This is a genomic window from Citrobacter sp. Cpo221 (genome assembly GCF_030332345.1).
GTDB lineage: Bacteria > Pseudomonadota > Gammaproteobacteria > Enterobacterales > Enterobacteriaceae > Citrobacter > Citrobacter portucalensis.
Window position 1 is genome coordinate 16,164 of the sequence record NZ_JAOWIA010000048.1, and the last position, 26,944, is coordinate 43,107.

General features: G+C 53.5%; 27 protein-coding genes and 1 other annotated feature. Of the genes, 8 read left to right on the forward strand and 19 right to left on the reverse strand.

Annotated features, from left to right (window positions below; translation table 11 throughout):
• Positions 1 to 143: 143 nt before the first annotated feature.
• The 7 genes from uhpT to rbsK form a co-directional block, all read right to left on the reverse strand.
• Positions 144 to 1,535 carry a hexose-6-phosphate:phosphate antiporter UhpT gene (gene uhpT, locus OGY72_RS09805; RefSeq protein WP_286547694.1) on the reverse strand — a complete coding sequence of 464 codons (1,392 nt, stop codon included), beginning with the start codon at positions 1,533 to 1,535 and terminating at the stop codon, positions 144 to 146.
• Between the two features lie 142 nt (positions 1,536 to 1,677).
• Positions 1,678 to 3,006 (reverse strand): MFS transporter, encoded by a 1,329-nt coding sequence (locus OGY72_RS09810; RefSeq protein ID WP_149384358.1) that lies wholly within the window; start codon positions 3,004 to 3,006, stop codon positions 1,678 to 1,680.
• A gap of 9 nt (positions 3,007 to 3,015) precedes the next feature.
• On the reverse strand, positions 3,016 to 4,518 hold the full coding sequence (gene uhpB / locus OGY72_RS09815) for a signal transduction histidine-protein kinase/phosphatase UhpB (RefSeq protein WP_286547696.1): 1,503 nt from the start codon (positions 4,516 to 4,518) through the stop codon (positions 3,016 to 3,018).
• A complete protein-coding gene (gene uhpA, locus OGY72_RS09820) occupies positions 4,515 to 5,108 on the reverse strand; it encodes a response regulator transcription factor UhpA (protein ID WP_286547697.1) in 594 nt (197 codons plus the stop codon). The genes uhpB and uhpA overlap by 4 nt, the downstream gene beginning before the upstream one ends.
• A gap of 153 nt (positions 5,109 to 5,261) precedes the next feature.
• The gene (locus tag OGY72_RS09825) at positions 5,262 to 6,275 is read right to left on the reverse strand and encodes an aldose 1-epimerase family protein (protein WP_149384356.1); all 1,014 of its coding nucleotides are present in this window, start codon (positions 6,273 to 6,275) and stop codon (positions 5,262 to 5,264) included.
• An 11-nt stretch (positions 6,276 to 6,286) separates the two neighbouring features.
• Positions 6,287 to 7,603, reverse strand: coding sequence for an L-fucose:H+ symporter permease (fucP, locus tag OGY72_RS09830; protein WP_003827126.1), 1,317 nt, complete (start codon positions 7,601 to 7,603; stop codon positions 6,287 to 6,289).
• Positions 7,604 to 7,630: 27 nt separating this feature from the next.
• Positions 7,631 to 8,551 carry a ribokinase gene (gene rbsK / locus OGY72_RS09835; RefSeq protein ID WP_003827124.1) on the reverse strand — a complete coding sequence of 307 codons (921 nt, stop codon included), beginning with the start codon at positions 8,549 to 8,551 and terminating at the stop codon, positions 7,631 to 7,633.
• A gap of 324 nt (positions 8,552 to 8,875) precedes the next feature.
• Here rbsK and OGY72_RS09840 point away from each other — a divergent pair, with 324 nt between their 5' ends.
• Positions 8,876 to 9,661, forward strand: a complete 786-nt coding sequence (locus tag OGY72_RS09840; RefSeq protein WP_286547698.1) for a DeoR family transcriptional regulator — start codon at positions 8,876 to 8,878, stop codon at positions 9,659 to 9,661.
• Position 9,662: 1 nt separating this feature from the next.
• Here the strand turns inward: OGY72_RS09840 and ilvN are convergent, their stop codons facing one another.
• The 3 genes from ilvN to ivbL form a co-directional block, all read right to left on the reverse strand.
• Positions 9,663 to 9,953: an acetolactate synthase small subunit gene (gene ilvN / locus OGY72_RS09845; RefSeq protein WP_003023914.1), complete on the reverse strand. Its 291-nt coding sequence runs from the start codon at positions 9,951 to 9,953 to the stop codon at positions 9,663 to 9,665.
• Between the two features lie 3 nt (positions 9,954 to 9,956).
• Positions 9,957 to 11,645: an acetolactate synthase large subunit gene (gene ilvB, locus OGY72_RS09850; RefSeq protein ID WP_003827120.1), complete on the reverse strand. Its 1,689-nt coding sequence runs from the start codon at positions 11,643 to 11,645 to the stop codon at positions 9,957 to 9,959.
• A gap of 107 nt (positions 11,646 to 11,752) precedes the next feature.
• Complete coding sequence (gene ivbL / locus OGY72_RS09855; RefSeq protein ID WP_003827118.1) at positions 11,753 to 11,851, reverse strand: ilvB operon leader peptide IvbL; 99 nt, start codon at positions 11,849 to 11,851, stop codon at positions 11,753 to 11,755.
• A 522-nt stretch (positions 11,852 to 12,373) separates the two neighbouring features.
• On the opposite strand from ivbL, the gene tisB reads away from it, so the two are divergent.
• The 3 genes from tisB to emrD all read left to right on the forward strand — a co-directional run bounded on the left by tisB (position 12,374) and on the right by emrD (position 14,796).
• The gene (tisB, locus tag OGY72_RS09860; RefSeq protein WP_003023909.1) at positions 12,374 to 12,463 is read left to right on the forward strand and encodes a type I toxin-antitoxin system toxin TisB; all 90 of its coding nucleotides are present in this window, start codon (positions 12,374 to 12,376) and stop codon (positions 12,461 to 12,463) included.
• Between the two features lie 123 nt (positions 12,464 to 12,586).
• Complete coding sequence (locus tag OGY72_RS09865; RefSeq protein WP_020996046.1) at positions 12,587 to 13,420, forward strand: EamA family transporter; 834 nt, start codon at positions 12,587 to 12,589, stop codon at positions 13,418 to 13,420.
• A gap of 191 nt (positions 13,421 to 13,611) precedes the next feature.
• Entirely contained in the window at positions 13,612 to 14,796 is a 1,185-nt protein-coding gene (gene emrD, locus OGY72_RS09870) for a multidrug efflux MFS transporter EmrD (RefSeq protein WP_032934162.1), read from the forward strand.
• On the opposite strand, the gene OGY72_RS09875 is transcribed toward emrD, so the two are convergent.
• Positions 14,723 to 15,805, reverse strand: coding sequence for a cellulase family glycosylhydrolase (locus OGY72_RS09875; protein ID WP_148361300.1), 1,083 nt, complete (start codon positions 15,803 to 15,805; stop codon positions 14,723 to 14,725). The two genes, emrD and OGY72_RS09875, sit on opposite strands and share 74 nt — an antisense overlap.
• Positions 15,806 to 15,883: 78 nt before the next feature.
• Positions 15,884 to 16,810: a DNA-binding transcriptional regulator DsdC gene (dsdC, locus tag OGY72_RS09880; RefSeq protein WP_003827110.1), complete on the reverse strand. Its 927-nt coding sequence runs from the start codon at positions 16,808 to 16,810 to the stop codon at positions 15,884 to 15,886.
• 229 nt (positions 16,811 to 17,039) lie between these two features.
• Between dsdC and dsdX the strand changes: the two genes are divergently transcribed.
• Together dsdX and dsdA are read left to right on the forward strand one after the other, a co-directional pair.
• The gene (gene dsdX / locus OGY72_RS09885; protein ID WP_286547706.1) at positions 17,040 to 18,377 is read left to right on the forward strand and encodes a D-serine transporter DsdX; all 1,338 of its coding nucleotides are present in this window, start codon (positions 17,040 to 17,042) and stop codon (positions 18,375 to 18,377) included.
• A 16-nt stretch (positions 18,378 to 18,393) separates the two neighbouring features.
• Positions 18,394 to 19,716, forward strand: coding sequence for a D-serine ammonia-lyase (gene dsdA, locus OGY72_RS09890; RefSeq protein WP_149280821.1), 1,323 nt, complete (start codon positions 18,394 to 18,396; stop codon positions 19,714 to 19,716).
• A 12-nt stretch (positions 19,717 to 19,728) separates the two neighbouring features.
• On the opposite strand, the gene OGY72_RS09895 is transcribed toward dsdA, so the two are convergent.
• From OGY72_RS09895 to ibpA, 6 genes are all read right to left on the reverse strand, one after another.
• Positions 19,729 to 20,241 carry a radical SAM protein gene (locus OGY72_RS09895; protein ID WP_003827104.1) on the reverse strand — a complete coding sequence of 171 codons (513 nt, stop codon included), beginning with the start codon at positions 20,239 to 20,241 and terminating at the stop codon, positions 19,729 to 19,731.
• A gap of 14 nt (positions 20,242 to 20,255) precedes the next feature.
• On the reverse strand, positions 20,256 to 20,618 hold the full coding sequence (locus OGY72_RS09900; RefSeq protein WP_003827101.1) for a DUF202 domain-containing protein: 363 nt from the start codon (positions 20,616 to 20,618) through the stop codon (positions 20,256 to 20,258).
• Positions 20,608 to 20,955 (reverse strand): YidH family protein, encoded by a 348-nt coding sequence (locus OGY72_RS09905; RefSeq protein ID WP_003023888.1) that lies wholly within the window; start codon positions 20,953 to 20,955, stop codon positions 20,608 to 20,610. The genes OGY72_RS09900 and OGY72_RS09905 overlap by 11 nt, the downstream gene beginning before the upstream one ends.
• A 185-nt stretch (positions 20,956 to 21,140) precedes the next feature.
• A complete protein-coding gene (locus tag OGY72_RS09910; protein ID WP_003827099.1) occupies positions 21,141 to 22,802 on the reverse strand; it encodes a putative transporter in 1,662 nt (553 codons plus the stop codon).
• Between the two features lie 123 nt (positions 22,803 to 22,925).
• Positions 22,926 to 23,354, reverse strand: coding sequence for a small heat shock chaperone IbpB (gene ibpB, locus OGY72_RS09915; protein ID WP_003827096.1), 429 nt, complete (start codon positions 23,352 to 23,354; stop codon positions 22,926 to 22,928).
• 92 nt (positions 23,355 to 23,446) lie between these two features.
• Entirely contained in the window at positions 23,447 to 23,860 is a 414-nt protein-coding gene (ibpA, locus tag OGY72_RS09920; RefSeq protein WP_003023882.1) for a small heat shock chaperone IbpA, read from the reverse strand.
• Positions 23,854 to 23,925, reverse strand: a sequence feature (ROSE (Repression Of Heat Shock gene Expression) occurs in the 5'-region of heat shock genes and acts as an RNA thermometer to modulate expression.). It overlaps the preceding gene by 7 nt.
• Positions 23,926 to 24,163: 238 nt before the next feature.
• On the opposite strand from ibpA, the gene OGY72_RS09925 reads away from it, so the two are divergent.
• On the forward strand, positions 24,164 to 24,496 hold the full coding sequence (locus OGY72_RS09925; protein ID WP_164084788.1) for a YceK/YidQ family lipoprotein: 333 nt from the start codon (positions 24,164 to 24,166) through the stop codon (positions 24,494 to 24,496).
• A gap of 1 nt (position 24,497) precedes the next feature.
• On the opposite strand, the gene OGY72_RS09930 is transcribed toward OGY72_RS09925, so the two are convergent.
• Positions 24,498 to 25,724, reverse strand: coding sequence for a YidR family protein (locus tag OGY72_RS09930; protein ID WP_286547712.1), 1,227 nt, complete (start codon positions 25,722 to 25,724; stop codon positions 24,498 to 24,500).
• A 99-nt stretch (positions 25,725 to 25,823) separates the two neighbouring features.
• On the opposite strand from OGY72_RS09930, the gene cbrA reads away from it, so the two are divergent.
• Positions 25,824 to 26,942 carry a colicin M resistance lipid reductase CbrA gene (cbrA, locus tag OGY72_RS09935; RefSeq protein ID WP_286547714.1) on the forward strand — a complete coding sequence of 373 codons (1,119 nt, stop codon included), beginning with the start codon at positions 25,824 to 25,826 and terminating at the stop codon, positions 26,940 to 26,942.
• The last annotated feature ends 2 nt before the right edge of the window (positions 26,943 to 26,944 follow it).

Genomic DNA, 26,944 nt, shown 5'->3' on the forward strand with positions numbered 1-26,944 from the left:
ATCCATTACCAGACAGGACGCCCATCATAGCGGCAAATTCACCTCTGTCGACGACTGAACGTGTTAACGCTGTTCAGGACGGGTTACGAGGAATAAAAAAGCCCGCCATTAAGGCGGGCAAAAGTTACCAATGCACACTTAACTTAAGCTACTTTCAATTGTTGAATCTTTTTCTCGCGGCGAATTTTACGTTCTTCAAACACGGCCACGATGGCCATCAGACAGATACAACCGATGGCGGCAGCATCCAGCGCGGCGAAAGTGCCCGCCCAGCCGGTCAGCCCGAAAATCGGCGTGCCGTCGGCAATCATCCCCAGACCGAGCTTGGCGAAGCTGTCACCAATCAGATAAGCGAAAGTGCCTTTAATCCCATCGGCTGCGCCGATCGCTTTTTTCGGCACAAATCCGACTGCCGCAACGCCGATTAACAGCTGTGGACCAAACACCAGGAAGCCCAGCGCAAACAGCGAAGCCAGATAAACGTACTGGTTGCTGGCGTGCTGATAAACGCCCAGGGTGGCTATAATCAACGCCAGCGCTACACAGGCCACCAGCGCACGACGACCGTTTGCCAGGTCGGAGAGCCAACCCCACATCAACGTGCCAACCAGGGCGCCCACTTCAAACAGGGTAAAGCCCTGAATCGCCACTTCTTTGGAGAGCTTCAGCTCCTGGAAAGCGTAGACGGTGGACCACTGGTCGATACCGATACGCACTACGTATAGGAAGATGTTCGAGAAACATAACAGCCAGATCACTTTGTTTTTCAGCACGTACTCAACAAAGATCTGCCATTTGGTCATCTCGTTTTCTTCGGTTTCTTTGTCTTCTTCACTGATCTCCTCACCGAATAGCTCTTCGGCTTTACCGAGGCCATAAGATTCCGGGGAGTCGCTGCCGTAGCGCAGGCCGATAAAGCCAACAATCAGAGCAATAATCGACGGGAAGATAAACATACCGATGACGTGACCGTCGAACAGGTAGTTGGCACCAAACAGCGCCACGCCCGCCGCGCCCGCGCCGCCGAGGTTGTGGGAAATATTCCAAAAGCCGAGGAAGGTGCCGCGCTTACGCCGGGGCGTCCACTTGGTAATGGTCGAATAGCTGCACGAACCGCCGGTACTCTGGAAGAAGCCGCTCAGGGCGTAGAAAGCAATCATCAGGAACAGGCTGGTCGACCCCGCGCCCATGCTGGCGCTGAAGCCGAGCATACAGATGGCGGAGAGGATCAGCATAAACGGCAGGAACTGCTTGGTGTTCTTGCCGTCAGCATAGTAGGAGACCAGCGTTTTACCCACGCCGTAGGTGATGGAGAAGCCGAGGCCAATCATCCCCAACTGCGTCATGCTCAACCCGTAGGTGGAGATCATGTCGTTCTGCGCGATGTTAAAGTTCTTGCGGATCAGGTACATGGTCAGGTAGCCGATGAAAACCACCAGGTACGACTGCATGAACGGTTTGAACCACATTTTGCGCCGCGCTTCGAGCGGCAGATCCAGGGTCGGCTTGCGCACCTGGTTTAGAAAGGCCAGCATTTGACACTCCCGAGCTAATTTTTATACCTGCGAATGGCAGGCATTGTAAAAATCAGCCGGAAGACGCGCCTGAGACAGCGTCCAGGTGAAACCGGGAAAATTTCTTAGTTTTGCCCCACTCAGGGCAAAAAGGTGAGGTACATCACGCTTCGTTGAGATCGCGCGGGGCCTGGGCGTTTAAAAATGGCAGCAGCAACAACGCGGAAATCCCCGCCGCAATAGCGATCACCACAAAGAATCCGGTCCAGTGCCAGACCTCCATCACCTTCGCCAGCGGCCAGCCGGAGAGCGATGCACCCAGATAGGCAAACAGCCCAACAAAACCGGTTGCCGCGCCCGCCGCATCTTTATGCGAACATTCCGCCGCCGCCATGCCGATCAGCATCTGTGGGCCGAAGACGAAGAATCCAGTGGTGAAAAAGCACGCTGCCTGCATCACGTAGCTGGCGAACGGCATCAGCCACAGCGAGCCAACTGAGAGCAAAATTCCGGCGGCAAAAATCAGGTTCATTGGACCGCGGTTACCGTTAAACAGCTTGTCCGAACCCCAACCCGCCACCAGCGCACCGATAAATCCACCCAGTTCAAACATCGTCACGGCGGTATTGGCGGTCACCAGATCCACGCCGAGCGTCTCCGACATGTACAGATTGCCCCAGTCATTAATCGCGGCACGGACCACGTACACCAGCACATAACACAGTGACAGCAGCCAGATATAAGGATTCAGCAGCACATAGCGGGTGAGGATCTCTTTGCGGCTCAGCCCAGCACCTTCCTGCTGTTGGGCAATTTCCAGTTCGTCATGCCGCCAGTCGCCAATCGGCGGCAGACCAATCGCCTGCGGCCTGTCTCGCAGCCGCCAGCAGAGAAAAATCCCCACCACAATCGCCAGCAGCCCAGCGATCATCATCCCGGCGCGCCAGCCGTAGTGCAGCGCTGTTGCCGCCATCACGATAGGGATCAGCGCCCCGCCGACGTTGTGCGCGGTGTTCCATAGCGCCCACCAGCCGCCGCGCTCGGTACGCGAATACCACGCGGTCAATAAACGCGCGCAGACCGGCGATCCCCAGCCCTGGAAAAAGGCGTTCAGCGCCCACAGCACCGCAAAGGCCCATAGCGAGGTGGAAAATCCAAACAGAATGTTTACCACGCCGGTGGCAATCAACCCGATGCCCATAAAATAGCGAGCGTTGGATCTGTCGCTGACGATACCGGAAACAAACTTCGACAGGCCGTAGGTGATGTAAAACAGCGTCGCCAGCAGCCCAATATCGCTGCGAGTCAGCACGCCGCTGGTGAGGATATCCGGTACGGCGGCATTGAAGCTCTTGCGTGTGAAATAGAACAGCGCGTAGCCGAGCCAGATGGTGGTCAGGATATGCCGCCGCCAGTAGCGGTAACGGGCATCCACTTCACGCTTATCAGTAATGATCGGCGCACTGGCCGGGGCTTTTAAAAACGAAAACATGTCCGCGCCTTACACATATCGCTGGGGTAACGACACGCTGACCCGCGTGCCGTGCGTACAGGAAATCGAGAGCGATCCGCCGAGGGCAGTTATGCGTTCACGCATCCCCGTAAGGCCAAATCCCTGTTGATTCGACCCCGGCGGCAGGCCGCTGCCGTCGTCCTCAATCACCAGCATTAGCCGTTCATCATGTTGCCAGCCCTGAAGCGTCACCGCGCTGGCGTTGGCGTGCTTAACGATGTTGTTCAGCCCTTCCTGACAGACGCGAAACAGCGTCACCCGCTGGCTTTCGCTAAGTGCAGATTCATCAATTCGCCAGTCGAGATGGCTGACGATGCCACGGCTTTCCAGCTCCATTTCGCGCATCAGTGAGCGGATGGCCTGCTCCAGCGTGAGATCGTCCAGTTGACGTGGTCGCAGTCGGCCTAACAAGCGACGCACCGAATCGTACACGCCGAGAGAAAGTTGTTCGATGTGCGCCCCGCTGCGCTTCACCCCTGCGTTTTCCGGCGCCAGCCGCTGGACAATGCCCGCCTGAGTGCGAATGGCGGTGATGGTCTGGCCGATATCATCGTGCAGCTCGCGCGCCACATCACGGCGCACGCTCTCCTCGGTCTCCAGCAGGCGTTCCGCCAGACGATGGTTGCGTGCTAATTCATTTTGCAGCGACTGGTTAAGTTCGCGCAGACGCTGAATACCCGCGCCGAGCAGCAGCCCGGTCAGGCTTTGCACCAGCAGCGAGAGCAACAGATCGACGGGATGATCGTGCCAGGTCTGGCTGGCAATCAGCGCGATGGCGTTCATCAGCGTCGCAATCAGTGCCCCCTGCCAGCCGTAGTGCCAGGCCAGCGCAATGATCGGCAACGCGAGGCAAAACGGCGTGAAGCGCGAAAGCTCGGCGGGTAACCCGAGCTGTAGCCACAGGCTGACGCTAAACAGCAGCAGGTACCAGACCAGATGCCGCCCGCGCCAGTTCACCGGCTGCGACACCACCGCCGGGCCCAGCGGCAGCCAGGTCGTGCTGGTCAGATAGTGCCAGAACACCAGGCAGATCGGCGCCAGCGTTAATCCGCCGGTGAGCGTCAGCAGCAGCGCGTTCCACGCCTGTTCGCCTTGCCCAAGCCAGGGCAGCGATTGCAGCAATGCCGCCGCCGTAAGCGCCGCGCCCTGCAACAGCAGCGTGCGCCAGTCGCGCTGATGGCGGTATCGCGAAATCAACATCACCGGAAGTAACGTGAGGAAGCTGCCGATCATCAAAAGTGGTAAATGGGCCAGCGCCACTTCCTGCGCCAGCCAGAAAAGAAGCAGCCATTCCGCACCCAGCAGCACCGGCCAGTAGCCGCGCGGACATTGCAGCATCAACCCCAAACGCAGACCAAACGGAAACAGCAGTACCGCCAGCTCCGGACGCTCAACCAGATGCAGGCTGATGCTCCACAGGCAAAACCACGCGGCAGAGAAGATAAAGAAGCAGGCAACAACGGTGATTAACCGGGAACAGAGCGTGTTCATTGCCAGCCGTCAAACATCCGGCGGGCCAGTTCGACGTCGTTGCTGACCCCCAGCTTTTCCATCAGGTTGGCGCGATGCACGTGCACCGTTTTCGGCGACAGACCCAGTTCAGCGGCAATCTCTTTGACCGCCATACCTTGCGCCAGTTTTTCCGCCACCTGACGTTCGCGTTTGGTGAGCGGATCCTGACGACCGGCCGCCAGTTTGACGGCGATGTCCGGCGTCAGGTAACAGCCGCCGGTCGCTACGGTATGCACCGCCGCGATCAGCTCATCCGGGCTACAACGTTTAGAAAGGAAACCACGCGCGCCCGCGTTGAGCGCCTGCTCCACCAGTGCCGGGCTGTCGTGGACAGAGAGCATGATAATCGCCATTCCTTTTGGCAACTGGCCTAACAGTTCAAGACCGGAGATATCAGGCATAGAGATGTCGCAGATACACACCTGCACGCCGCGTCCCGGTAATCCCGCCAGCGCCTCACTGCCTGAGCCAAACTCAGCCACCACCTGCAAATCAGATTCCAGCCCCAGCAGTTGGGCAAAGCCGGAGCGGACGATAAGGTGGTCGTCAATAAGGGCAACGGTAATCATGGGTTCATCCTGGCGCTAAGGCATGCCTGATGGCGCTACGCTTATCAGGCCTACGGGCGGGTGCCGTTGTAGGCCGGATAAGGCATTAATGCCGCCACCCAGCAAAAGCGCTTACCTTAACGATAAGTGCTTTGGTGTTCAAGCCTTGAGCGATCAGGCTATGCCAGTTGTGACTGTAAATGTCCGGGTGTGCTGCGGTTCTATTTCAATCAAGGTGCCATTGCGTTGTGCTGCCAGGAATCCTTCAGGTCGACAGGTTGCAGGCAAGGCGAATGCCGCAACCTGCTGATCGCCGTTGTAGAGGATCCAACGCGTCACATAATTCAGCTCCGTGCTGGAGAAACGCGTAACGAATGTGGTGCCATCAGGCGCGATCATGCTAAATTCTGGCTTATCGGTGTACCTGTCCAATTGGTCAGCAAAGAAGACAATTTCCGGATCGTAAAAATGGGGTTCATTGAGCCGCGCCAGAGAAGCCTCGCCCTGTACAATCCGCTGATTAAACGCCAGCCACTGCTCAGTCGGTTTAACATGCGCGGGTATCGACTCACGCAGCTTCATGGCCTCATCCGGAATATTCTGGCTGAAGGTGGCTTCCGGTACGTAGGCATAGTTCATATGGCACATGTACTGCAACGGCATTGCCACTGAGGCAAGGTTGGTAACCGCCATCTGAATATCAAACAGCGCACTCGCTTTGTGCATTACCACCGCAGGATGTGCCTGATAATGATGACCGAACCCCATCACATACTCATAGCGTCCGCCCACGCGCAAATTCTCACCCTCCAGCTCCAGCCAGGCTTCATCCATCGCGGCACAAGCCATTTCACCGTGCAAAGGATGTGAATCCTCTGGTGATGGGCAGCCATTTGCCAACAGACCTGAGTGGAAGGCAAAACAGCCGTAGGTCGCCACCACTTCCGCCGCCGGTTTCGGCTGACTGAACATGTTACGCATGGTCAGGTCATGGCCATCAAACTGAGCATCCCAGATCATCTGCCCCATCCAGGGCAGAATAACCAGATGTCCACGACTGTTTTCTACCTTCAGCCCTTCCACTCCACTGGCGTAACGAAATGCGGTAACCGTGAAGTCGCTATTCTTCAGTAAGATTCGCGGATGCTCTGCAAAGAGTTCCCGCCACAGCGTTATACGTGTTGTCATGCTCACTCTCCTCAGGAAACTGTCGCTTCAGCCAGGTTGTTGCGCACTTTGCTTTCACGCCAGAAGTAGATACCGACGTACACGAAGCACAGCATGGAGACCAGGAACGAAAGTTGCAATGAATGGAACATATCGGCCACATAGCCCTGAATCGCCGGAACCACCGCCGCACCGACAATCGCCATGACAATGACGGCACCTGCCATTTCGGTATGCTCGTTATCCACGGTATCAAGCGTACCCGCATAGATTGTCGCCCAGCAGGGTCCAAACAGGACACTCACCAGCACTGCGACATACACAGCGCTGAAGCTTGGCGCCAGTGCAACATAGACGAGGAACAGCGCACCAATAATGGAATAGAGAATCAGCACTTTTTCCGGATTGAAGCGCGTCATCAAAATGTTGGCGATAAACTTGCCGATAAAGAAGCAGGCGAAGCTATAGACCATGAAGGTTGAGGCGTCGCGCTCGTTGATATCACCTAATTCCAGTGCCAGACGGATGGTGAATGACCACACCGCGACCTGCATCCCCACATAAAGAAATTGCGCCACAATTCCACGACGGAAACGGGCATTGCTGGCCAGATAACGCAGTGTATCCATCGCTGACGGGCGTTTATGACTCGTGGTTTGCGCGACTTTACATGTAGGGAAGCGAGTCAGGAGGAATAACACCATCACCACAACCAGTACCATAATCATGTACTTGTATGGCTCAAGGGTATTTTCCAGCATCAACACTTTAAAGTTATGGATCTGCTCAGCGTTCATCCCGGCCATCTGTTTTTCCAGGCTTTCGCCCTCAGAGAAGACCAGATATTTACCTAGCAGAATGCCAGCAGCCGCACCAATAGGATAAAAAGTCTGACTGATGTTCAGGCGTAAAGTGGCATACGCTTTTGGGCCGATCATTGAGCTGTAGGTGTTGGCTGCTGTTTCCAGGAAGCTCAGACCAATCGCAATCGCGAAAATCGCCGCAAGGAACATGGTGTAGGTGGCCATGTGCGATGCCGGGAAGAAGAGCGTACACCCAACGATATAAAGGGTCAGCCCCATTAAGATGGCGACTTTATAACTGGTCTTTTTAATCACCAGAGATGCTGGAATCGCAATTAAAAAATAACCGCCATAAAAGGCACTCTGAACTAATGCCGAGGCAAAGTTGCTGAGTGAAAATACGCTTTTGAATTGCGTAATCAGAATATCATTTAATGCGGCTGCGCATCCCCATAACGGGAATAAACAGGATAACAAAATAAACTGGAACAGAGGGGTCTTATTCAAATAGCCGTCAGGCATCTGAATGATGTTTTTATCGTTCATAGTGCTACCTTTTACAGTGCAGGAGTATTATTCGTTTAAGGTAAGAAACTCATTAAATTGTTCGATGCTTGGATAAGATGATTGAGTGCCTTTCCCGGTAACGCTGAAAGCAGCGAAGAGAGCGGCTTTTTTCATGGCGGCTTCCACATCACCGCTTTGAACGTAATAGTGAGCAAAACAACCGATGAAAGCGTCTCCTGCGCCACTGGTATCGACAGCGTTCACTTTAAACGCTGGAACATGGACTTCCTGGTCACGTGTCATCCACAGCGCACCTTTCTCACCCATGGTGACGATAATATTGTTCAGACCTTTATCAACCAGAGAACGTGCCGCTGCGCGAATATGGTCATAAGTATCCACTGGCATACCGGTTAATATTTCCAACTCGGTTTCATTCGGCACAAAAAAATCACATTTACAGGCATAAGACATATCTAATTCCCGTAATGCAGGGGCGGGATTTAGTAACACTTCAATACCGTGTTTTTTGCCAAATTCAATCGCGTGATAAACGGTTTCCAGCTGCACTTCCAGTTGCAGGACAATAAGCTGACATTTTTTCAGATCTTCCGCCGCACGATCGATATCTTCCGGGGAGAGAAATTTGTTCGCTCCTTTAATAATCAGAATACTGTTGCTGGAGTTCGCATTAACAAAGATCGGTGCGACACCGCTGCTGGTGCAGGGTACCTTTTCGACATAGGTGGTATTAATTCCCCAGGATTCAAGATTGCGAATAGTGTTATCCGCAAAAATATCATCACCGACTTTTGTCAGCATCAGCACTTTAGAATTGAGCTTAGCGGCCGCAACGGCCTGATTTGCGCCTTTGCCCCCGCAGCCAATTTTGAACGCCGGTGCTTCCAGCGTTTCCCCTTCTTTGGGCATCTGGTTGATGTAGGTGATGAGATCCACCATGTTGGAGCCAATAACCGCGATATCCATTTTACTACCTCTCAGAAACAATCACACAACAATGATATTTAAATAACATTATCATGTTACTTTCGTATCATTTGTGACTAGGATCGCGATTGGAAGATCATTTTATTGTTTATTTATTGCGCTAAATGTTGCATCCACATCACACTAAAAATGATGAAGTTGCTTACAATTGACTGAAAGTTAACTGGATATAATCAATAAAACGTGAAAAAACACGCTTTTATTTCCGAATAGTCAGACGTATAGTAATGCGGCAATGCCATGTTCTCAGAAACACAAAAATGTTACTGAAGGAACATGGGAACATGATTCGTGGAGAAGCACATGGAAACTAAGCAAAAAGAACGTATTCGACGTCTGATGGAATTGTTGAAGAAGACCGACCGAATCCATCTGAAAGAGGCGGCACGAATGCTGGAAGTTTCCGTGATGACTATTCGTCGGGATCTCAGTCAGGATGACGAACCGTTACCACTCACTCTGCTCGGTGGTTACATTGTGATGGTGAACAAACCTGCCACCATCGTTAACGCGTCACTCCCCGCGCAAAAACAGTATCACCGCGACGATTTACCGGTTGCCATTCTGGCTGCGGGACTGGTGAGTGAAAATGATCTGGTCTTTTTTGATAATGGTGCGGAAATGCCGTTGGTGGTCAGCATGATCCCGGACGATATTTCCTTTACCGGGATTTGCTACTCGCACCGGGTGTTCGTAGCGCTAAATGAAAAGCCCAACGCCACAGCGATTCTTTGCGGGGGGACCTACCGGGCGAAAAGTGACGCCTTTTACGACACCAGCAATCCCTCCCCGCTGGATGCACTCAACCCACGGAAAGTCTTTATCTCCGCCAGCGGAGTCCATGAGCATTTCGGCGTTAGCTGGTTCAATCCGGACGATCTGGCCACAAAACGCAAAGCGATGGAACGCGGATTACGCAAAATTCTGCTGACGCGCCACGCCCTGTTCGATGAGGTCGCCCCCGCCAGCATTGGTCCACTCTCCACCTTTGACGTACTGATAAGCGACCGTCCGTTACCGGCAGATTACGCAACCCACTGCCGGAACGGCTCTGTCAAAGTGATCACCCCGGATTCAGACGGCGACTAACTTACTCAAAGAACACGGTGATTTTGTTAAACATCGACGGATCGGACTGGTTGCGGGCCACTTTCACCACATCTTCCAGCTTGTCGATCTGGCTTATCATCTGCTCAAGACGTTGATCGTCGTTGACCAGTAGCCAGATGCGGCTCTTATCGCTGTCCTGAATCGGTAGACAGAGAATGCCTTCTACGTTGAACGCGCGGCGGGCGAACAGCCCGCAAACGTGAGTCATTACGCCCGGATGGTTGCGTACGGTGAGTTCCAGGATTACGTTGTCATGAGTCTGCTGTTGCATGGCTTATTCCCCCACCATTTCTGTGTTTGCCGCACCCGGCGGCACCATCGGGTACACTTTCTGTTCGGCATCGATGCGTACGTGAATCAGCGCAGGTCCAGGGCGATTAATAATCTCCTGCAACGCTGCCTGTGGGTCCGCTTCGTTATTCAGATCGCAGGTTTCGAGACCAAACCCGGCGGCTATCTGCATAAAGTTAATCATCCCCGGATAGGTCGCGGCAAAAACACCCTGCTTATAGAACAGACTCTGCTGCTGATATACAAGACCCAACGCTTCGTTATTCATCAGGATGATTTTAATATCCAGCTGATTTTCGCTGGCTGTCGCCATTTCCTGAATATTCATCATCAGGCTGCCGTCGCCGGAGAAGCACAGCACTTTTTTGTCTGGATTGGCCAGCGCTGCACCAATTGCCGCTGGCAGGCCAAAGCCCATGGTCCCCAGACCGCCGGAGGTCAGCCACTGACGCGGACGGTTCAGCGGATAAGCCTGTGCCGCCCACATCTGATGCTGACCTACGTCGGTGGTGATAATGGCGCTGTCGTCTACGCAGGCAGCCACGGCGTTGATCAATCCATAATGGCTGAGCGGGTCGCTTTCCTGCGGAATAGTGCAAGGGAATTCACGTTGTAAATCGGCCACCGTCTGATGCCACGACTCTCGCGGCTGCGCGTCAATTAATGGGATCAATTGCGCCAGAACCTCATCGACATCCGCCTGAATCGCCACGTGCGGTTGTTTGATTTTACCCAGTTCCGCGCGGTCGATATCTACGTGAATGATTTTGGCGTTCGGGCAGAACTGCTCCGTTTTACCAATCGCCCGGTCATCAAAACGTGCGCCCAGAACAATCAATAAATCCGCTTCTTGCAGAATAAAGTTAGTACTACGCGCACCGTGCATGCCCAGCATGCCTAACGACAGCGGATGCGCTTTCGGCAGCATACCGAGCGCCATTAAGGTCATGGTGGTGGGCAGCGTCGCTTTTTCTGCCAGTTCGCGCACGCGCTCAGGTGCGTTAATCACGCCGCCGCCGAGGTACAGCACCGGACGCTGTGCGGCGTTAATCATGGCTGCGGCATCGCGAATGCTGTCCTGGCTGAACTCTGGTGCCGCCATTTTCTGCGCGGGCTCCGGCATCTCTTCAATGTCAAAAACAGCGGTTTGAATATCCTTAGGAATGTCTATCCACACCGGGCCTGGACGTCCGGACTGCGCAATGCGGAATGCATCGCTCATGACCTGCGGTAATTCACTGATATGGCGGACCAGATAGTTGTGCTTAGTGATGGGGATAGAGATGCCGTAGGTGTCGACTTCCTGGAAGGCGTCGGTGCCGATCATTGAAGCCGGAACCTGCCCGGTGATACACACCAGCGGGATGGAATCCAGACGCGCATCGGCAATGGCGGTCACCAGATTGGTTGCGCCCGGTCCGCTGCAGGCCATACAGACGGCGGGTTTGCCATCAGTTCTCGCCATTCCCTGCGCGATAAACCCTGCTCCTTGCTCGTGGCGCGCCAGGATATGACGGATTTGCGTGCTTTGACTTAAGGCGTCATAGACGGGAAGAATCGATCCGCCGGGAATACCGGTAACAACCTGAATACCCTGGCGTTCCAGGAAATGAACGATGAATTCTGCGCCCGTAAAACGCGTACGCTTGGATGTTATGCCCGAACTTGCCATGCTCCAGTCCTTTTATTCTGGGCCTTTGCTCCGGGCAGGTCTCTGAAACGAAAAACCCCGCCCGGTTTGCGCCGGCGGGGTTTTGGAATCGTGTGTTGATTCGGACCCTACGGCGCATTGCCGACGACCACCACCACACGCACGACGACCGCTGCGCGAGATGGCGCAGTTTTTAGTAGGGTCGCAGTCAGCATGGAAGGGTTCATTAGGGACCTGTCTGTTTGTTGATTAACTGGATTTATACAAACACAGGTTTTTCAGCGTGACAATGGAAAAATTTTCATCTGCATAAAAATGCGTCAATGATCACATTTCGTTGTGCATTGCTGAAAAACAAAAAACCCCGCCGGAGCGAGGTTTTTTTCAGTGCTGTGCGGTTGGTAGCCGCCGAACACACTGTGTTATGTCAACGAAAAAAGTATACGCGTTCTGCGAAGAACACGCAATTTCGGCACGAATTTTGATGGTTTTGAGTATGGAACATGAATAGCGTAACATCCATAAAATACTGTTAATTTATACAGTACTTATCTATAATGTCTCGGTACGCAAGGTGTTATGCGGGGGCCGCATCGTAAACCGGCGCATCAAAGTCCTGGCTGAAACGGGTGGTGCCGTCAGCGCCTTAACCCCCGTGTGAGCACACTGTGTTATGTCAACAAAGGTGCTGGCAACAGGCAGCGGCGAGGTACGTCAGCACCGTGCTCCTTGTACCAAAAGGAGAGCGTATGAGCCTCGTGGATATCGCTATTCTTATCCTCAAACTCATTGTTGCAGCACTGCAACTACTTGATGCCGTTCTGAAATACGTTAAGTAATTCAGATTCAAGTCGCACCTAAGGGGGGCGGGTAACACTCCGCTCCCCTTTCACCTTCTCCCTGGTGCTTGTGTCGCGCCAATATGTTACGTTTTTATGACATTCTCAGGGAAGAATTCCACCATGACGCTTTCTGTTTTCTGCATTTTGCTGTTCGCCGCGCTGCTGCATGCCAGCTGGAATGCCATTGTTAAAGCTGGAAACGATAAACTGTACTCAGCGATCGGTGTCAGCGGTTCTGCTGCAATTATGGCATTGATTTGCTTACCCTTTGCGCCGCAACCTTCCGCCGCCAGCCTGCCGTTTTTAGCCGTCTCAACTGCGTTGCAAATTGTATATACCGTCCTGGTCGCCAAAACCTATCAGGTTTCGGATATGAGCCAGACCTATCCGTTAATGCGCGGCACAGCGCCGCTGCTGGTCGCAATTATCAGCGTCCTGTTTCTTGGCGATAGCCTCTCTGTTCTAGCCTGGGTGGGGATTGCCACGATCTGTCTGGCGATCCTCGGCATGGCGTTTAACGGACGCAGCAGCTCGCAACGCGGGATTGTGCTGGCGCTCATTAACGCCTGCTTTATCGCCGGATATACGCTGGTTGATGGCACCGGCGTACGTTTATCAGAAACCGCGCTGGGTTATACGCTGTGGACCTTCTTTCTGAACGGCTCCTGCCTGCTGGGCTGGGCGATGATTGCCCGACGCCGGGAAGCGTCACGCTATCTGGTACAGCAGTGGAAGAAAGGTATTCTTGGCGGAATTGGCACAATGGGTTCTTACGGTCTGGCGCTGTGGGCCATGACTCAGGCTCCGTTGGCGGTAGTCGCTGCGCTGCGTGAAACTTCCATCCTGTTTGGCGCGCTGCTCGCGTGGCTGCTACTGAAAGAGAAGGTTGCCGGAATACGTCTTGTTGCGGCTGGAGGCATTGCCATAGGCGCAGTTTTGCTACGCTTATCATGACCTCTGTAAACCCGATGCAATCCGGCAACATTTGTTGCCGCTTTTTGTTTACATTTCCTGCCGTTCATCGTTTAAACATTCCAGCCCACTATCTGGCCTTCTTTTTCTGTTGTGGTAGATTCCACGCGCATTTACGGGAAAGTGCAGCACCTTATTCTTATTTTTTCACTTTTTGAAAAGTAATCAGCGAAATGAAAAGGCATAGAAGCGTCAATTTGTTGTTGATGTTGGTATTACTGGTGGCGGTAGGTCAGATGGCGCAAACCATTTATATCCCCGCGATTGCTGATATGGCACGTGAACTGAACGTTCGCGAAGGGGCGGTGCAAAGCGTGATGGCCGCCTATCTGTTGACCTACGGTCTGTCACAACTGATTTACGGCCCACTTTCCGATCGCGTTGGCCGCCGCCCGGTGATCCTCGCCGGGATGTCCATTTTTATGCTGGCTACGCTGGTCGCCATAACCACCCACAGCCTGACGGTATTGATTATCGCCAGCGCAATACAGGGGATGGGAACGGGCGTCGGCGGTGTGATGGCGCGAACGTTACCGCGCGACCTGTACGAAGGCACGCAGTTACGCCACGCTAATAGCCTGTTAAACATGGGGATTCTTGTCAGCCCACTGCTGGCACCATTGATTGGCGGTATGCTGGATACCCTGTGGAACTGGCGTGCCTGTTACATCTTCCTGCTGGTGCTGTGCGCAGGCGTCACGTTTAGCATGGCGCGCTGGATGCCGGAAACGCGCCCCGCAGGTGCTCCGCGTCCACGGCTTATCGCCAGCTACAAAACGCTGTTTGGCAACAGCTCTTTCACCTGTTACGTGCTGATGCTGATCGGCGGCCTGGCGGGCGTTGCGGTCTTCGAAGCCTGTTCCGGTGTGTTGTTAGGCGCGCGTCTCGGCTTAAGCAGCATGGTGGTCAGTATCCTGTTTATTCTACCCATTCCAGCGGCGTTTTTTGGTGCCTGGTTCGCCGGTCGCCCGAATAAGCGTTTCTCGACGCTAATGTGGCAGTCGGTTATCTGCTGTCTGGTCGCCGGTTTGATGATGTGGATCCCTGGTCTGTTCGACGTGATGAACGTCTGGACGCTGCTGGTTCCCGCCGCACTGTTTTTCTTCGGCGCCGGGATGCTGTTTCCGCTGGCAACCAGCGGCGCAATGGAGCCTTTCCCGTTCCTGGCCGGTACTGCTGGTGCGCTGGTTGGTGGATTACAAAACATTGGTTCCGGCGTGCTGGCGTGGTTCTCCGCCATGCTGCCGCAGACCGGGCAAGCCAGTCTGGGCCTGCTGATGACCCTTATGGGGCTGTTGATTTTTGTTTGCTGGCTTCCGCTGGCGTCACGCGTGTCGCATCAGGGGCAGGCGGTTTAAGCGTATGATGGCCCGGCTTCTCGCCGGGCTTTTCACACTCAGGGGCAATCATGGTATTCAACAACGGCTCCAGCGCCGGACGCCATGCCCCTTCCTCACCATCATAGAACTGCGTATCCGCATTGATAGCATAGGGAATTTTCGCTTTCTTCAGCTCGCAAGCCATAAAGCGGGCAAACGCCATTTGCGAGGCAGAAGGCGCGTTCCTGATGGTTTCTCCCGGCGACCAGCCTCCTACCCAACTAACATGACCGGTTTTCTGCTGCCAGTGAATGGCGGTATTGATACGGGCGCGAATGGCGGCCTTTTCTGCCGCTGTCCCTGAGGTCCACGGGTATTTACCGTTATTTTTCAGCGGCCCCCACGGGAAGATATGCCATTGAGCCAACACGGTATTCTGACTTTGCGGCGGCAACTTTAGGTTGGGCAAATCTTCCGGAGCGGCATGCAGTTTCGGCGCGATAAATATCATTCGCTGTGGATCGATGGCATGGATGGTACGGATGGTTTTGTCATACACCCTATTGAGCGACGCCTGATTATGGGTGAGCTTATCAGAGGGTTCGTATATCAGGTCGAAACCCAGCAACGGCGAACTTTGACCAAAGTAATGCGCCACCGCCACCCACCAGTTAACCACCTCTTTTTCGTTACTGGCACTGGGGTCTTTTTTATACTCGTCAGCCTGATAGGCGATTATCGGGATCACGCCATACTGCTCGCAGGCTTCCACCAGCTTGCGCAGATGAATGAGCCGCGCCTCCGTAGGCTCACCCGCCACGCGAATGCGGACGTGGGTCAACCCTTTCGCCTTATAATCCCTCACCACCAGCGGATCGAATTCACGGATGCCCCGATCGGTACGCGCCCAATCTACGTCCATCCCAACCCCAAGCTGCTGCACATACTGCGCCGCCGTCAACGCAGGTTGCGCGGCACACACGGTGGCGCTGGCCAACAGTAAAAGGGAAACAATCGGCTTTAACACGGTCGTCCTTACGCAAATCATCAGGAGTGATATCACGTATTTAGCACGCTTTTTCGCTTTCCGTGTAGAGCGAAAGCGTAAAAAATATTCGCGACCCGCTTATTTAACCTGCTCCTGTAGCCAGCCAATAAACGCCTCGATTTTCGGCCACTGCCTGCCGGGCAGCGTAGTGATGTAGTAATGTTGATGGCATTTCAGCGCCATATCGCCAAAAGGCGCAATCAATTCTCCGCTGTCGAGGCGTTTTTGCACCAGCCGTTTTCGGCCCATCGCCACGCCGATATGGTTCATTGCCGCAATCACTGCTAAATCAGAACGATCAAAACCAATCCCCGACGATGTCGGCAAATTCGCCGCAAAATGCTGCGCCCAGCTGTGCCACTCATCGGTCCCGGAATCGTTACTCCACGCCTGTCTGTCGTGCAGCAAGGTACAGTGCGGCAAATTCACCAGCGAACCGGTAAGGTCATGGCGGCGAGCATAGTCCGGGCTGCATACCGGGAGGATCTCTTCATCCATCAGGAAGTGATGCGTGAGCTGCGCGGAGGGTGCATCGTCAAAATAGATGGCGAGATCGATACCCGCACGCTGCAGATTGACGTTGTCGTTCCCGGTCAGCATGGTCAGCGAAATTGACGGGTAGCGACGGGTAAAGTCGCCGAGCGCCGGAACCAGCCAGCACTGGGCGATAGAAGGCCGTGAGTAAACGGTGAGCGTCCCCGAGAGCTCCTGATTCTTAATATCAAGAATCTCCTGGTTGAGCGTGTCCAGCGACGACTTCAGCGCCCAAAATACCCGCTTACCCTCATGAGTGAGTTCCACTTTGCGATGAGAACGAACAAATAATTGGATGCCAAGCTCATCTTCAAGCTGATTTATGCGATGGCTGACGGCGCTGGGACTCAATGACAGCTCGTCTGCTGCCAGCGCAAACGACTGATGCCGGGCCGCCACTTCAAACGTATACAGCTTTGACAACTGCCAGCCATTAAGCAGCCGGTTTCTGACTTCGCGTAGGGGATCCATTCTCACCTCCTGTCCTCCTGATTCATGCGCTGGAGTGTAAAAAAGTTCGCTGCAAAAATCAGCATAAAGGTGATTCAGAGTGAACCATATCGCATAAACCAAGCACAATTAGACGTAAATCACTCATTTGATGCAATCTGGTTCATGTGAAAGGGGATTTATATCGTTTGTCAGACCCTGCCTTATTTTTGTCCAATACCCCTATATTAATCACAGGGCAAGGTGAGCTATGCACTCTCAAATCTGGGTTGTGAGCACGCTGCTGATAAGCATCGTGCTAATCGTTTTGACCATCGTGAAGTTCAAATTCCACCCGTTTCTGGCGCTGCTGTTAGCCAGCTTCTTCGTGGGTACGATGATGGGCATGGGGCCGTTGGATATGGTCAATGCCATTGAGAGTGGCATCGGCGGTACGCTGGGCTTCCTCGCCGCGGTTATCGGCCTGGGGACCATTCTGGGCAAAATGATGGAAGTGTCCGGCGCGGCCGAACGCATTGGCCTGACGCTGCAGCGCTGCCGCTGGCTTTCCGCTGACGTCATTATGGTGCTGGTCGGGCTGATTTGTGGGATCACGCTGTTTGTGGAAGTCGGCGTGGTGCTGTTGATTCCGCTGGCTTTTTCGATTGCCAAGAAAACCAATACTTCATTACTGAAGCTGGCGATTCCACTGTGTACGGCGCTGATGGCAGTGCACTGCGTGGTACCACCGCATCCGGCAGCCCTGTTCGTGGCGAACAAGCTGGGCGCGGACATTGGCACCGTGATTGTCTACGGCTTACTGGTTGGTTTGATGGCTTCGCTTATCGGCGGTCCGCTGTATCTGAAACTCCTCGGTAACCGTCTGCCGTTTAAACCGGTTCCGGCTGAGTTTTCTGACCTCAAAGTGCGCGACGAAAGCACGCTACCGTCGCTGGGCTCTACGCTGTTTACCGTTCTGCTGCCGATTGGCCTGATGCTGGTTAAAACCGTTGCTGAGCTGAACATGGCGAAAGGCAGCACGGTATATACGCTACTGGAGTTTATTGGTAACCCGATCACCGCGATGTTTATTGCCGTTTTCGTGGCCTATTACATTCTCGGCCTGCGTCAGCACATCGGTATGGGTGCGTTGCTGACCCACACTGAAAATGGTTTTGGCTCGATTGCTAACATTTTGCTGATTATCGGCGCAGGCGGCGCATTCAACGCTATCCTCAAGAGCAGTGGGCTGGCGGATACCCTCGCGCTGATCCTCTCGAACATGCATATGCACCCGATTCTGCTGGCGTGGCTGGTGGCGTTAATCCTGCACGCTGCAGTGGGCTCTGCCACGGTGGCGATGATGGGGGCGACGGCTATCGTGGCACCGATGCTGCCGCTCTATCCTAACGTTAGCCCGGAGATCATCGCCATTGCTATCGGTTCTGGCGCTATTGGCTGCACGATCGTCACCGATTCCCTCTTCTGGCTGGTGAAGCAATACTGCGGTGCCACCCTGAATGAAACGTTTAAATACTATACGACCGCGACATTTATCGCGTCCGTGATTGCACTGACTTGCACATTCCTGCTTTCCTTTATTATCTAGCGCAAAGAGACTGACTATGGAAAACATTCAAACACTTATCGCCCAGTATCCTTTAGTGGAAGATCTGGTTGCTCTCAAGGAGACAACCTGGTTTAACCCTGGCACCACCTCTCTTGCGGAAGGTTTACCGTATGTTGGCCTGACTGAACACGATGTTCAGGATGCCCACGCCCGTCTGACGCGTTTCGCGCCGTACCTGGCAAAGGCATTCCCGGAAACTGCAGCCACCGGCGGCATTATTGAATCTGAGCTGGCTGCCATTCCGGCGATGCAAAAGCGGCTGGAAAAAGAGTTCGGGCAGCGCATTAATGGCGAAATCCTGCTGAAGAAAGACAGTCACCTGCCAATTTCTGGTTCGATTAAAGCCCGTGGTGGCATTTATGAAGTACTTACCCACGCGGAAAAACTGGCGCTGGAAGCCGGTCTGCTGACCACACAAGACGATTACAGCGTTCTGCTTTCGCCCGAGTTCAAACAGTTCTTCAGCCAGTACAGCATCGCGGTAGGCTCCACCGGTAACCTCGGCATGTCGATTGGCATTATGAGCGCCCGTATCGGCTTTAAGGTGACGGTGCATATGTCTGCCGATGCCCGCGCATGGAAAAAAGCCAAACTGCGCAGTCACGGCGTGACGGTCGTGGAGTACGAAGAAGATTACGGCGTGGCGGTTGAACAGGGCCGTAAGGCGGCAGAGTCCGATCCGAACTGCTTCTTTATCGATGATGAAAACTCGCGCACGCTGTTTTTAGGCTATGCGGTCGCTGGCCAGCGTCTGAAGGCGCAGTTTGCCCAGCAGGGGCGCGTGGTGGATGCCGACCATCCGCTGTTTGTGTACCTGCCGTGCGGCGTCGGCGGTGGCCCTGGCGGCGTGGCGTTTGGCCTGAAGCTGGCTTTCGGCGACAACGTTCACTGCTTCTTCGCAGAACCCACCCATTCACCGTGCATGCTACTGGGGATTTATACCGGACTGCACGATACGATTTCCGTGCAGGATATTGGCATCGACAACCTGACGGCGGCGGATGGGCTGGCTGTCGGCCGTGCGTCTGGCTTTGTTGGCCGGGCAATGGAACGTCTGCTCGACGGTCTGTACACCCTGGACGATCAGACTATGTACGATATGCTGGGCTGGCTGGCGCAGGAAGAAGGTATTCGCCTCGAACCGTCAGCGCTGGCAGGGATGGCCGGTCCGCAACACGTTTGCGCCTCTGCTGACTATCAGCACATGCACGGCTTCAGCGCGGATCAGCTCAATAACGCTACCCATCTGGTGTGGGCGACCGGCGGCGGAATGGTCCCGGAAGATGAAATGGCGCAATATCTGGCCAAAGGACGTTAAATACCGCTGAGCTTAACGCAGCATCGCCATCAGCTCCATCGGTGAGCGATGCTGCTTAAGCAGGTCACGCATCACGCGCATATGCGGTGCGGTATGGCTGAAGAAAGCCTGATAGCCTGCACACAGCACGCCCTTTCCATTTTCCTCGCAGTACGCAGGACAATCACCGTGGTAATACTGAAACAATGAGCATGTCTGGCAACGCGTATTCATTGATGACATGGTCTGTCGTTCAATCTGTGCCGTCAGACCACACCACTGGCGAAGCGTTTTATCGAAAAGCTGGATAGATATCTGATTAATATCTTCACGTACCCAGATATCAAATATCGTAATTAAAAATCGGCCCCACGCCTCAGACGTAACCGATTCGTCTGTCAGATGACCTGAACCATCGTGCTTAACCAGCGGAATAAATTGTACCAGGCGAACATTTCCTTGTTGCAAACCACGGTACACTTCAACCGGTTGTAAACACTTCTGATGGTCAATCACCACGTTTAAAACATCATCACTAACATCCATGTTCTCACATCCTGTCATGCAAAATTCCCGATAAATACGATAAGTTGGCGAACATGCGTTACAGCAAACAGCATTGCGAGGGATAACACCGCGAGGGAGATCATAAATTTGTCACGCACCGCGCGAGATTCAGAAAAATCGCTATGACTCACATCCATCAGATTACGGCTGCGGGTGTAGCGCCAGAGGATAATCGCCACTATCACCAGCACAACTACCGATATCCAGAACAGCACTCCCGCCTGGTGCCAGTTGTGCTTAATCGCCAGCGCCATTAACGCGCCATAGCCCAACAACGTGCGAAACCAGGCAAGTGAAGTCCGCTCCGGTTGTAACCCCGGGTCAGCGATGCGTCGCGATTTGCGGCTATCCGGCATACAGCACCAGCGTCATGACAATCACCGCCACAATAGTCAGCATGACGCTGATAATCAGCAGGCTGTGGGTGTAGGGCAAGTCCTCTTTCAGTCGCATCGCCTTTTCATTACGTAGCCAGCGCAGGTAGCCGTAGATCGCCAGACCGCCGGCAAACAGACACAGCAACAAGGCAAGCGCCTCACGGATGACCGGCGTGGCAAAATCCGGGGCCAGTTGATCAAGGCCAACCCCCGCCGCCAGAAATCCGAGCGCGGTGCGGATCCACGCCAGAAAAGTACGCTCATTTGCCAGTGAGAAGCGATAATCCGGTGCTTCTCCAAGGCGAGAAATCTTCATGACAGCTCCTTAAATATTGTTGTCTGGTCGTTATACCGGAACAGTTAAGGAGTATGAACCTGATTCTCAAACGAGAGGGCGAGTCGGGTGATGAGACAATGGGAAAGAGAGAGGGTGTTTGTAATGCCGGATGGTGAGTTGCGTTTTATCCGGCCTACAGGAGATGCAGGCCGGATAAGTCAGTTTTAACCTAATCCCCAGAAGATCACCGCCAGCAGCTGTGGCGTGATAATCCTCAGGAACATAACCAGCGGATAAACGGTGGCGTAGGAGAGCGCTGCCGCCCCGCTGGTAGCATGCAGGTTATTAGCAAACGCCAGAGCCGGGGGATCGGTCATTGAGCCAGCCAGCATGCCGCACAGCGTCAGGTAGTTCATTTTGACAAATAGACGAGCTAACAAACCCACGGTAATCAGCGGAATCGCAGTAATGAAAATACCGTAACCCACCCAGCTCAGGCCATCGCCCTGCGTCAGAGTATCGACAAAATCACCGCCTGACTTCAGACCAACTACCGCGAGAAACAGCACGATACCCAACTCTCGCAGCGCCAGGTTAGCGCTGGGAGGCATAAACCAGTACAGCTTACCAATGCTGCCAATACGCCCCAGGATCAAGGCCATAATCAGCGGCCCACCGGCCAGACCCAGTTTTAACGCCACCGGAAACCCTGGGATGAACAGCGGGATTGAACCCAGTAGAACACCCAGCCCGATACCGATAAATACCGGCAGCATCTGCACTTGCTGCAGTTTTTGCTGCGCGTTACCCACAACATTGGCAACGGCATCAATAGACGAAGGGCGCCCCACCAGATTGAGGATATCCCCGAATTGCAGGCTGGCGTCGCTGCTGGCTACCAGCTCAACACCCGCACGGTTCAGGCGGGAAATCACCACGTCGTAACGTTCTTTAAAGTGCAGATCACGGATACGTTTACCCAGCACCTGCTCGTTAGTCACCACCACGCGTTCGACGCGTAAATCGGTACCTCGCGTAGACAGCGATGTATCCACCTCCTGCCCAATCACCACCTGCGCGTTATGCAGGTCAGCAGGCTGCCCGACCAGGTGGAGCAGGTCGCCCAACTGGATAACTGTCCCTGGCGACGGCACCATCAATGTCTCGTCACGTTTCAGACGCGAGCAGATGATTTTGTCGCTGTTCAGAATCGGGACATCCTGAATTGCCATATTGTTGATGTTTGGGTTTTCCACGCGGATGTTCATCGTCTGAATCAGTGCGTGCCCGTTGGTCAGCGTGGATTCATGCTGCTGGGCTTCAGCATCGACGTTAACGCGGAAAATAAGGCGCATCAGCCACATGGTCAGTAAAATTCCGCAAATGCCGAAAGGATAAGCCATGGCATAGCTCATCCCCATCTGGTCAACCACATCGCCAGGCGTACCCAAATCGCGCAGAATTTGCTGCCCCGCACCTAACGCCGGGGTATTGGTGACCGCTCCAGAGAATATTCCCAGCACCACAGGGAGAGGAATGGCAAAAATCTTATGCAGGATCGCGGTGACCAGGCCACCCATGATGACAATCAGCACAGCAAACAGATTCAGCCGCAGGCCCGAAACGCGCAGAGAAGCAAAAAAGCCCGGCCCCACCTGAATACCAATGGTGTAGACGAAAAGAATCAGGCCAAATTCCTGAATAAAATGCAGCATGTCGCCGCTCAGGGTCATCCCTGCCTGATCGACAAAATGCCCGACAATAATGCCGCCGAACAGCACACCTCCAATGCCAAAACCCACACCACGTATTTTTATGTTGCCGATCCATAACCCGACAACTGCCACCAATGCCAGAACGCTGACCGTCAATGCTATATCACTCATATCCTGTTCCCTGTGAATAACATCATTAAGTAAATGGATTCTCGCAGAGTAAAGTCGCAATGTATGGGTGGTAAAGCACAAAAAAGCCCCGTCATTTCTGGCGGGGCAAAGGCATGGAGCTATTTAACTGTCTAATGCGGGACGTTCGCTGATGGCGATACGTTGTGGAGCAATGGTTTCAGGTTCATTCCGGGTCAAATCAATATGCAGCAAGCCGTTAGTGAAGCTTGCGCCGGAGACCTCCATATTTTCAGCCAGCGTAAAGCTCAGGCTGAACGGCTGAGTGACCAGTCCCTGATGCAACCATTTGGTCTCTTTTTCCGGCTGCTGCGGCGTACCTTTCACTGTCAGGCGCGTGCCTTCCAGTTGAATATCCAGATCTTCCTGGCGGAAACCGGCTAACGCAAGGGTAATGCGGTAGTGGTTATCATCGCTCTTTTCGATGTTATAAGGCGGGAAGCTCTGGCTTTCACCGGTGTTTTGCAAGGCATTGGCCAGTTTGTCAAAACCGATCCATTGACGCAGCAGCGGGGATAAATCGTAGTTACGCATAATAATCTCCTTCTAAGAAGCGAGTAGGTACCTTTCGGCTCCCTGACGGCAAGCCGATGACTTAGCAAGGCCGCCTGAAGCGGCCTACAGAATTAGTTGATTTCGATGCGGCGCGGTTTGTTCGCTTCAGGAATCACGCGCTCAAGATCGATATACAGCAGACCATTTACCAGGTTTGCGCCGCGAACATGAATGTTCTCCGCTAACTGGAACTTGCGTTCAAAGTTGCGCTCGGCAATACCCTGATACAGGTAAGTACGTTCTTTTTGATCGTCCGCATGGGCACCTTTTACCACCAGCAGATTGTCCTGGGCAGTAATTTCCAGTTCGCTTTCAGCAAAACCGGCAACGGCAATTGCAATGCGGTAATGGTTTTCGTCTACCAGCTCAACGTTGTACGGAGGGTAGCCGCCATTGCTCTGGCCCTGATTGTTTTCCAGCAGGTTAAACAGACGGTCAAAACCAATAGCAGAACGGTACAGCGGGGATAAATCAAAGTTACGCATAATCAATAGCTCCTGAAATCAGCGAGAATATTGACCTTCCATCATGGACAGGTCAGGTAGCCAGGACACCCATCAGGCATGCCCTTCATTTGTCTACACTCTAAAAATGGGTCTTAATACAAACTTTTCAAGCGTATTCATCTGACTTTTTTTGCAGTTTGTTGTCTATTGCATACACTGGGGGGAGCAGTTGTTCTCGTTAAATCGCGATGGCCGCCACAGTGCGACGAAATGGTGATGTTATTTTCGCAATGGATCGCTTTAACTCACCATGCAAACACGATAAATACAGATGAATAAATGATGATTAAAAAAATGTTGGTAACACTGACGATGTGTAGTGGGATGGTGTTTGTAAGCGGCTGTTCCAGCATCATGTCACATACAGGTGGCAAAGAAGGGACGTATCCTGGCACTCGAGCCAGTGCCACAATGATTAGCGAAAGTGATACGAACTGGGGAACCAAGTCGCTGGCGATTCTGGATATGCCTTTTACCGCGGTGCTCGATACGGTATTGCTACCTTGGGATCTCTTTCGCAAAGATAACTCGGTGAGATCCCGCGTAGAAAAGAGCGAGGAGAGAACCCAGGCCACGAACGCCGTTATTCCCCCGGCAGAAATGTCTGCTCCATAAATTAACGCCCGGTTTCAGTCACCCACAGCTGGCGGAAACCCTCGACGTCTTCCATCCACGCAACCTGTCGACCATCAGGGGAGAAGACGATCGCATCGGCCGACGGCGGGTTATCATGACGTTCCGTTAAAAAATCAATCTCGCCCGTTTGAACATCACAACAGGCTATTCTGTTCTCCAGTACAAATCCCAGCCACTTCCCCGATGGGTGCCAGTTAAAAGCTGACTGAATATTCGTAGCACACTGGGTAAGCTGGCGCGGCGTTCCCCCCTGTGGGGAAATCAGCCATAGCTGCACAATACCGTTGTCATCACGCATTAAAAACGCAATCTCAGATACCTTTGGATTACTGCGTACCCAGTGGCGAGGCTGATTCACCAGCCCCGGAAAGGCGCGCTCATGGGTAAACGTCAGACGGCGTTGGCGAATACCGGATGGCGACGCAGGTATGGTCATGTCAGTCCCCTCCAGAGGCGCGTCCCCCGGCTGTTTCCAGCCGCTTTCATCCTGTGGCAAATCAACAATAAACAGCTCCGGTACTTTCTCGCCAGTGGCTGATAGCGTATCACCGATAAACGCCAGCCTGTTTTCTCCAACCCAGCCCTCTTCATAGGCGCGGTTAATCTCATCGCTACCCGGTTTTGGCGTTGGTGTCGTCTGGCTCACCAGCACACACCAGTAGCTACCGCTGTATTCACGGGGATGCTGCGCGGAAACATTAACCGGACCATACGGTGCAGCCACGCCGACGTTGCGTAAATCGAGCGCCGGAGAGCGCTCATGCAGAACATGGTCGTTATAGGTGAAACTGACAAACTCACCGTTCGGGCTAAAGACATGCACATGACTCCCGCCGCGCAGCGCACCTGGCGTATAGGGCGCAGTAATATCCATTGCATCCAGATTCTCCACCCCAGCCTGCGTAACAATCACCCCACGGCGATGATGGAAGTCGTAATACCATGTTTCATCAGGATTTTCAGGCCCGTGAATGAATACATATTTTTCCGACTTTGGATGAACGGTCACCACGCCAACGTGCGATCCCTGAGTAGCCCGGTAAATCACCTCCAGCTCGCCAGTATGGATATTGACGCGCTCAATTGTTTCACCGGTAAAGGAAGCGCCGGAAGGGCGCACATCAAAGACCAGCCACTGGCTGTCCGGTGTCCAGGTGTTGATATTGGTAAGCTGATGATTACGCGGCGTAAAGGTGATTTGCTTCATGGGATGCCCTGATACAAGACGATTAAAACAATCATACTTCACAAGCACTTCACTTTCAGGCTTTAGCGTATCGCCATCTTCATTTTTGCGGACAGAAAGATGGAACATTTTGAAGTAGCGATTATCGGTTTAGGTCCGGCAGGCGCAGCGCTGGCGCGACAGTTAAGCGGAAAAATGCGCGTGATTGCGTTGGATAAAAAACGCCAGTGCGGTAACGAAGGTTTCACTAAACCCTGCGGCGGTCTGCTGGCCCCGGACGCCCAGCGTTCGTTTATCCGCGACGGGATAACCTTACCCGTTGATGTTATCGCCAACCCGCAGATTTTTAGCGTTAAAACGGTTGATGTTGCCGCTTCTTTGACGCGTAACTACCAACGCAGCTACATTAATATCAACCGCCATGCTTTTGATTTATGGCTTAAATCTCTCATCCCTGATGATGTGCAGGTGTATCACGACAGCCTGTGCCGGAAAATCTGGCGCGAGGGCGATAAATGGCATGTTATCTTCCGCGCCGACGGTTGGGAGCAGCAGATCACTGCACGTTATCTGGTGGGGGCAGACGGTGCGAACTCACTGGTGCGCCGTCATCTCTATCCACAGCACCAAATCCGTAAATATGTCGCGATTCAACAATGGTTTGCGGAAAAGCATCCCGTTCCGTTCTATTCCTGTATTTTTGATAACGATACAACTGACTGTTATTCCTGGAGTATCAGCAAAGATGGCTATTTTATCTTTTGTGGCGCCTACCCCATGAAGGACGGACAGGCACGCTTTGACGCGCTGAAAGAGAAGCTGGAAGCGTTCCATTTCCAGTTCGGCAAACCGGTGAAAAGTGAAAAATGTACGGTGCTATTCCCCTCACGCTGGAAAGACTTCGTCTGCGGCGAGGACAACGCATTTTTGATTGGTGAAGCGGCCGGTTTTATCAGCGCCAGCTCGCTGGAAGGGATTAGCTATGCGCTGGACAGCGCGGAGATCCTCAAATCGGTACTGCTGCGGGATATGCCAGATATGAATCACGCTTACCGTAAAGCCACCCGCAAGTTACGACTCAAACTGTATGGCAAAATCCTGAAAAGCCGGGCCCTAACGTCGGCATTTTCCCGTAAATGGATTATGCGCAGCGGCGTGGCGCATATTCCCCAGGGAGACCATTCAGCACCACAAATCATGGCTGAAACGGGGCAAATACGACGAAGCATTTGCCCATAACA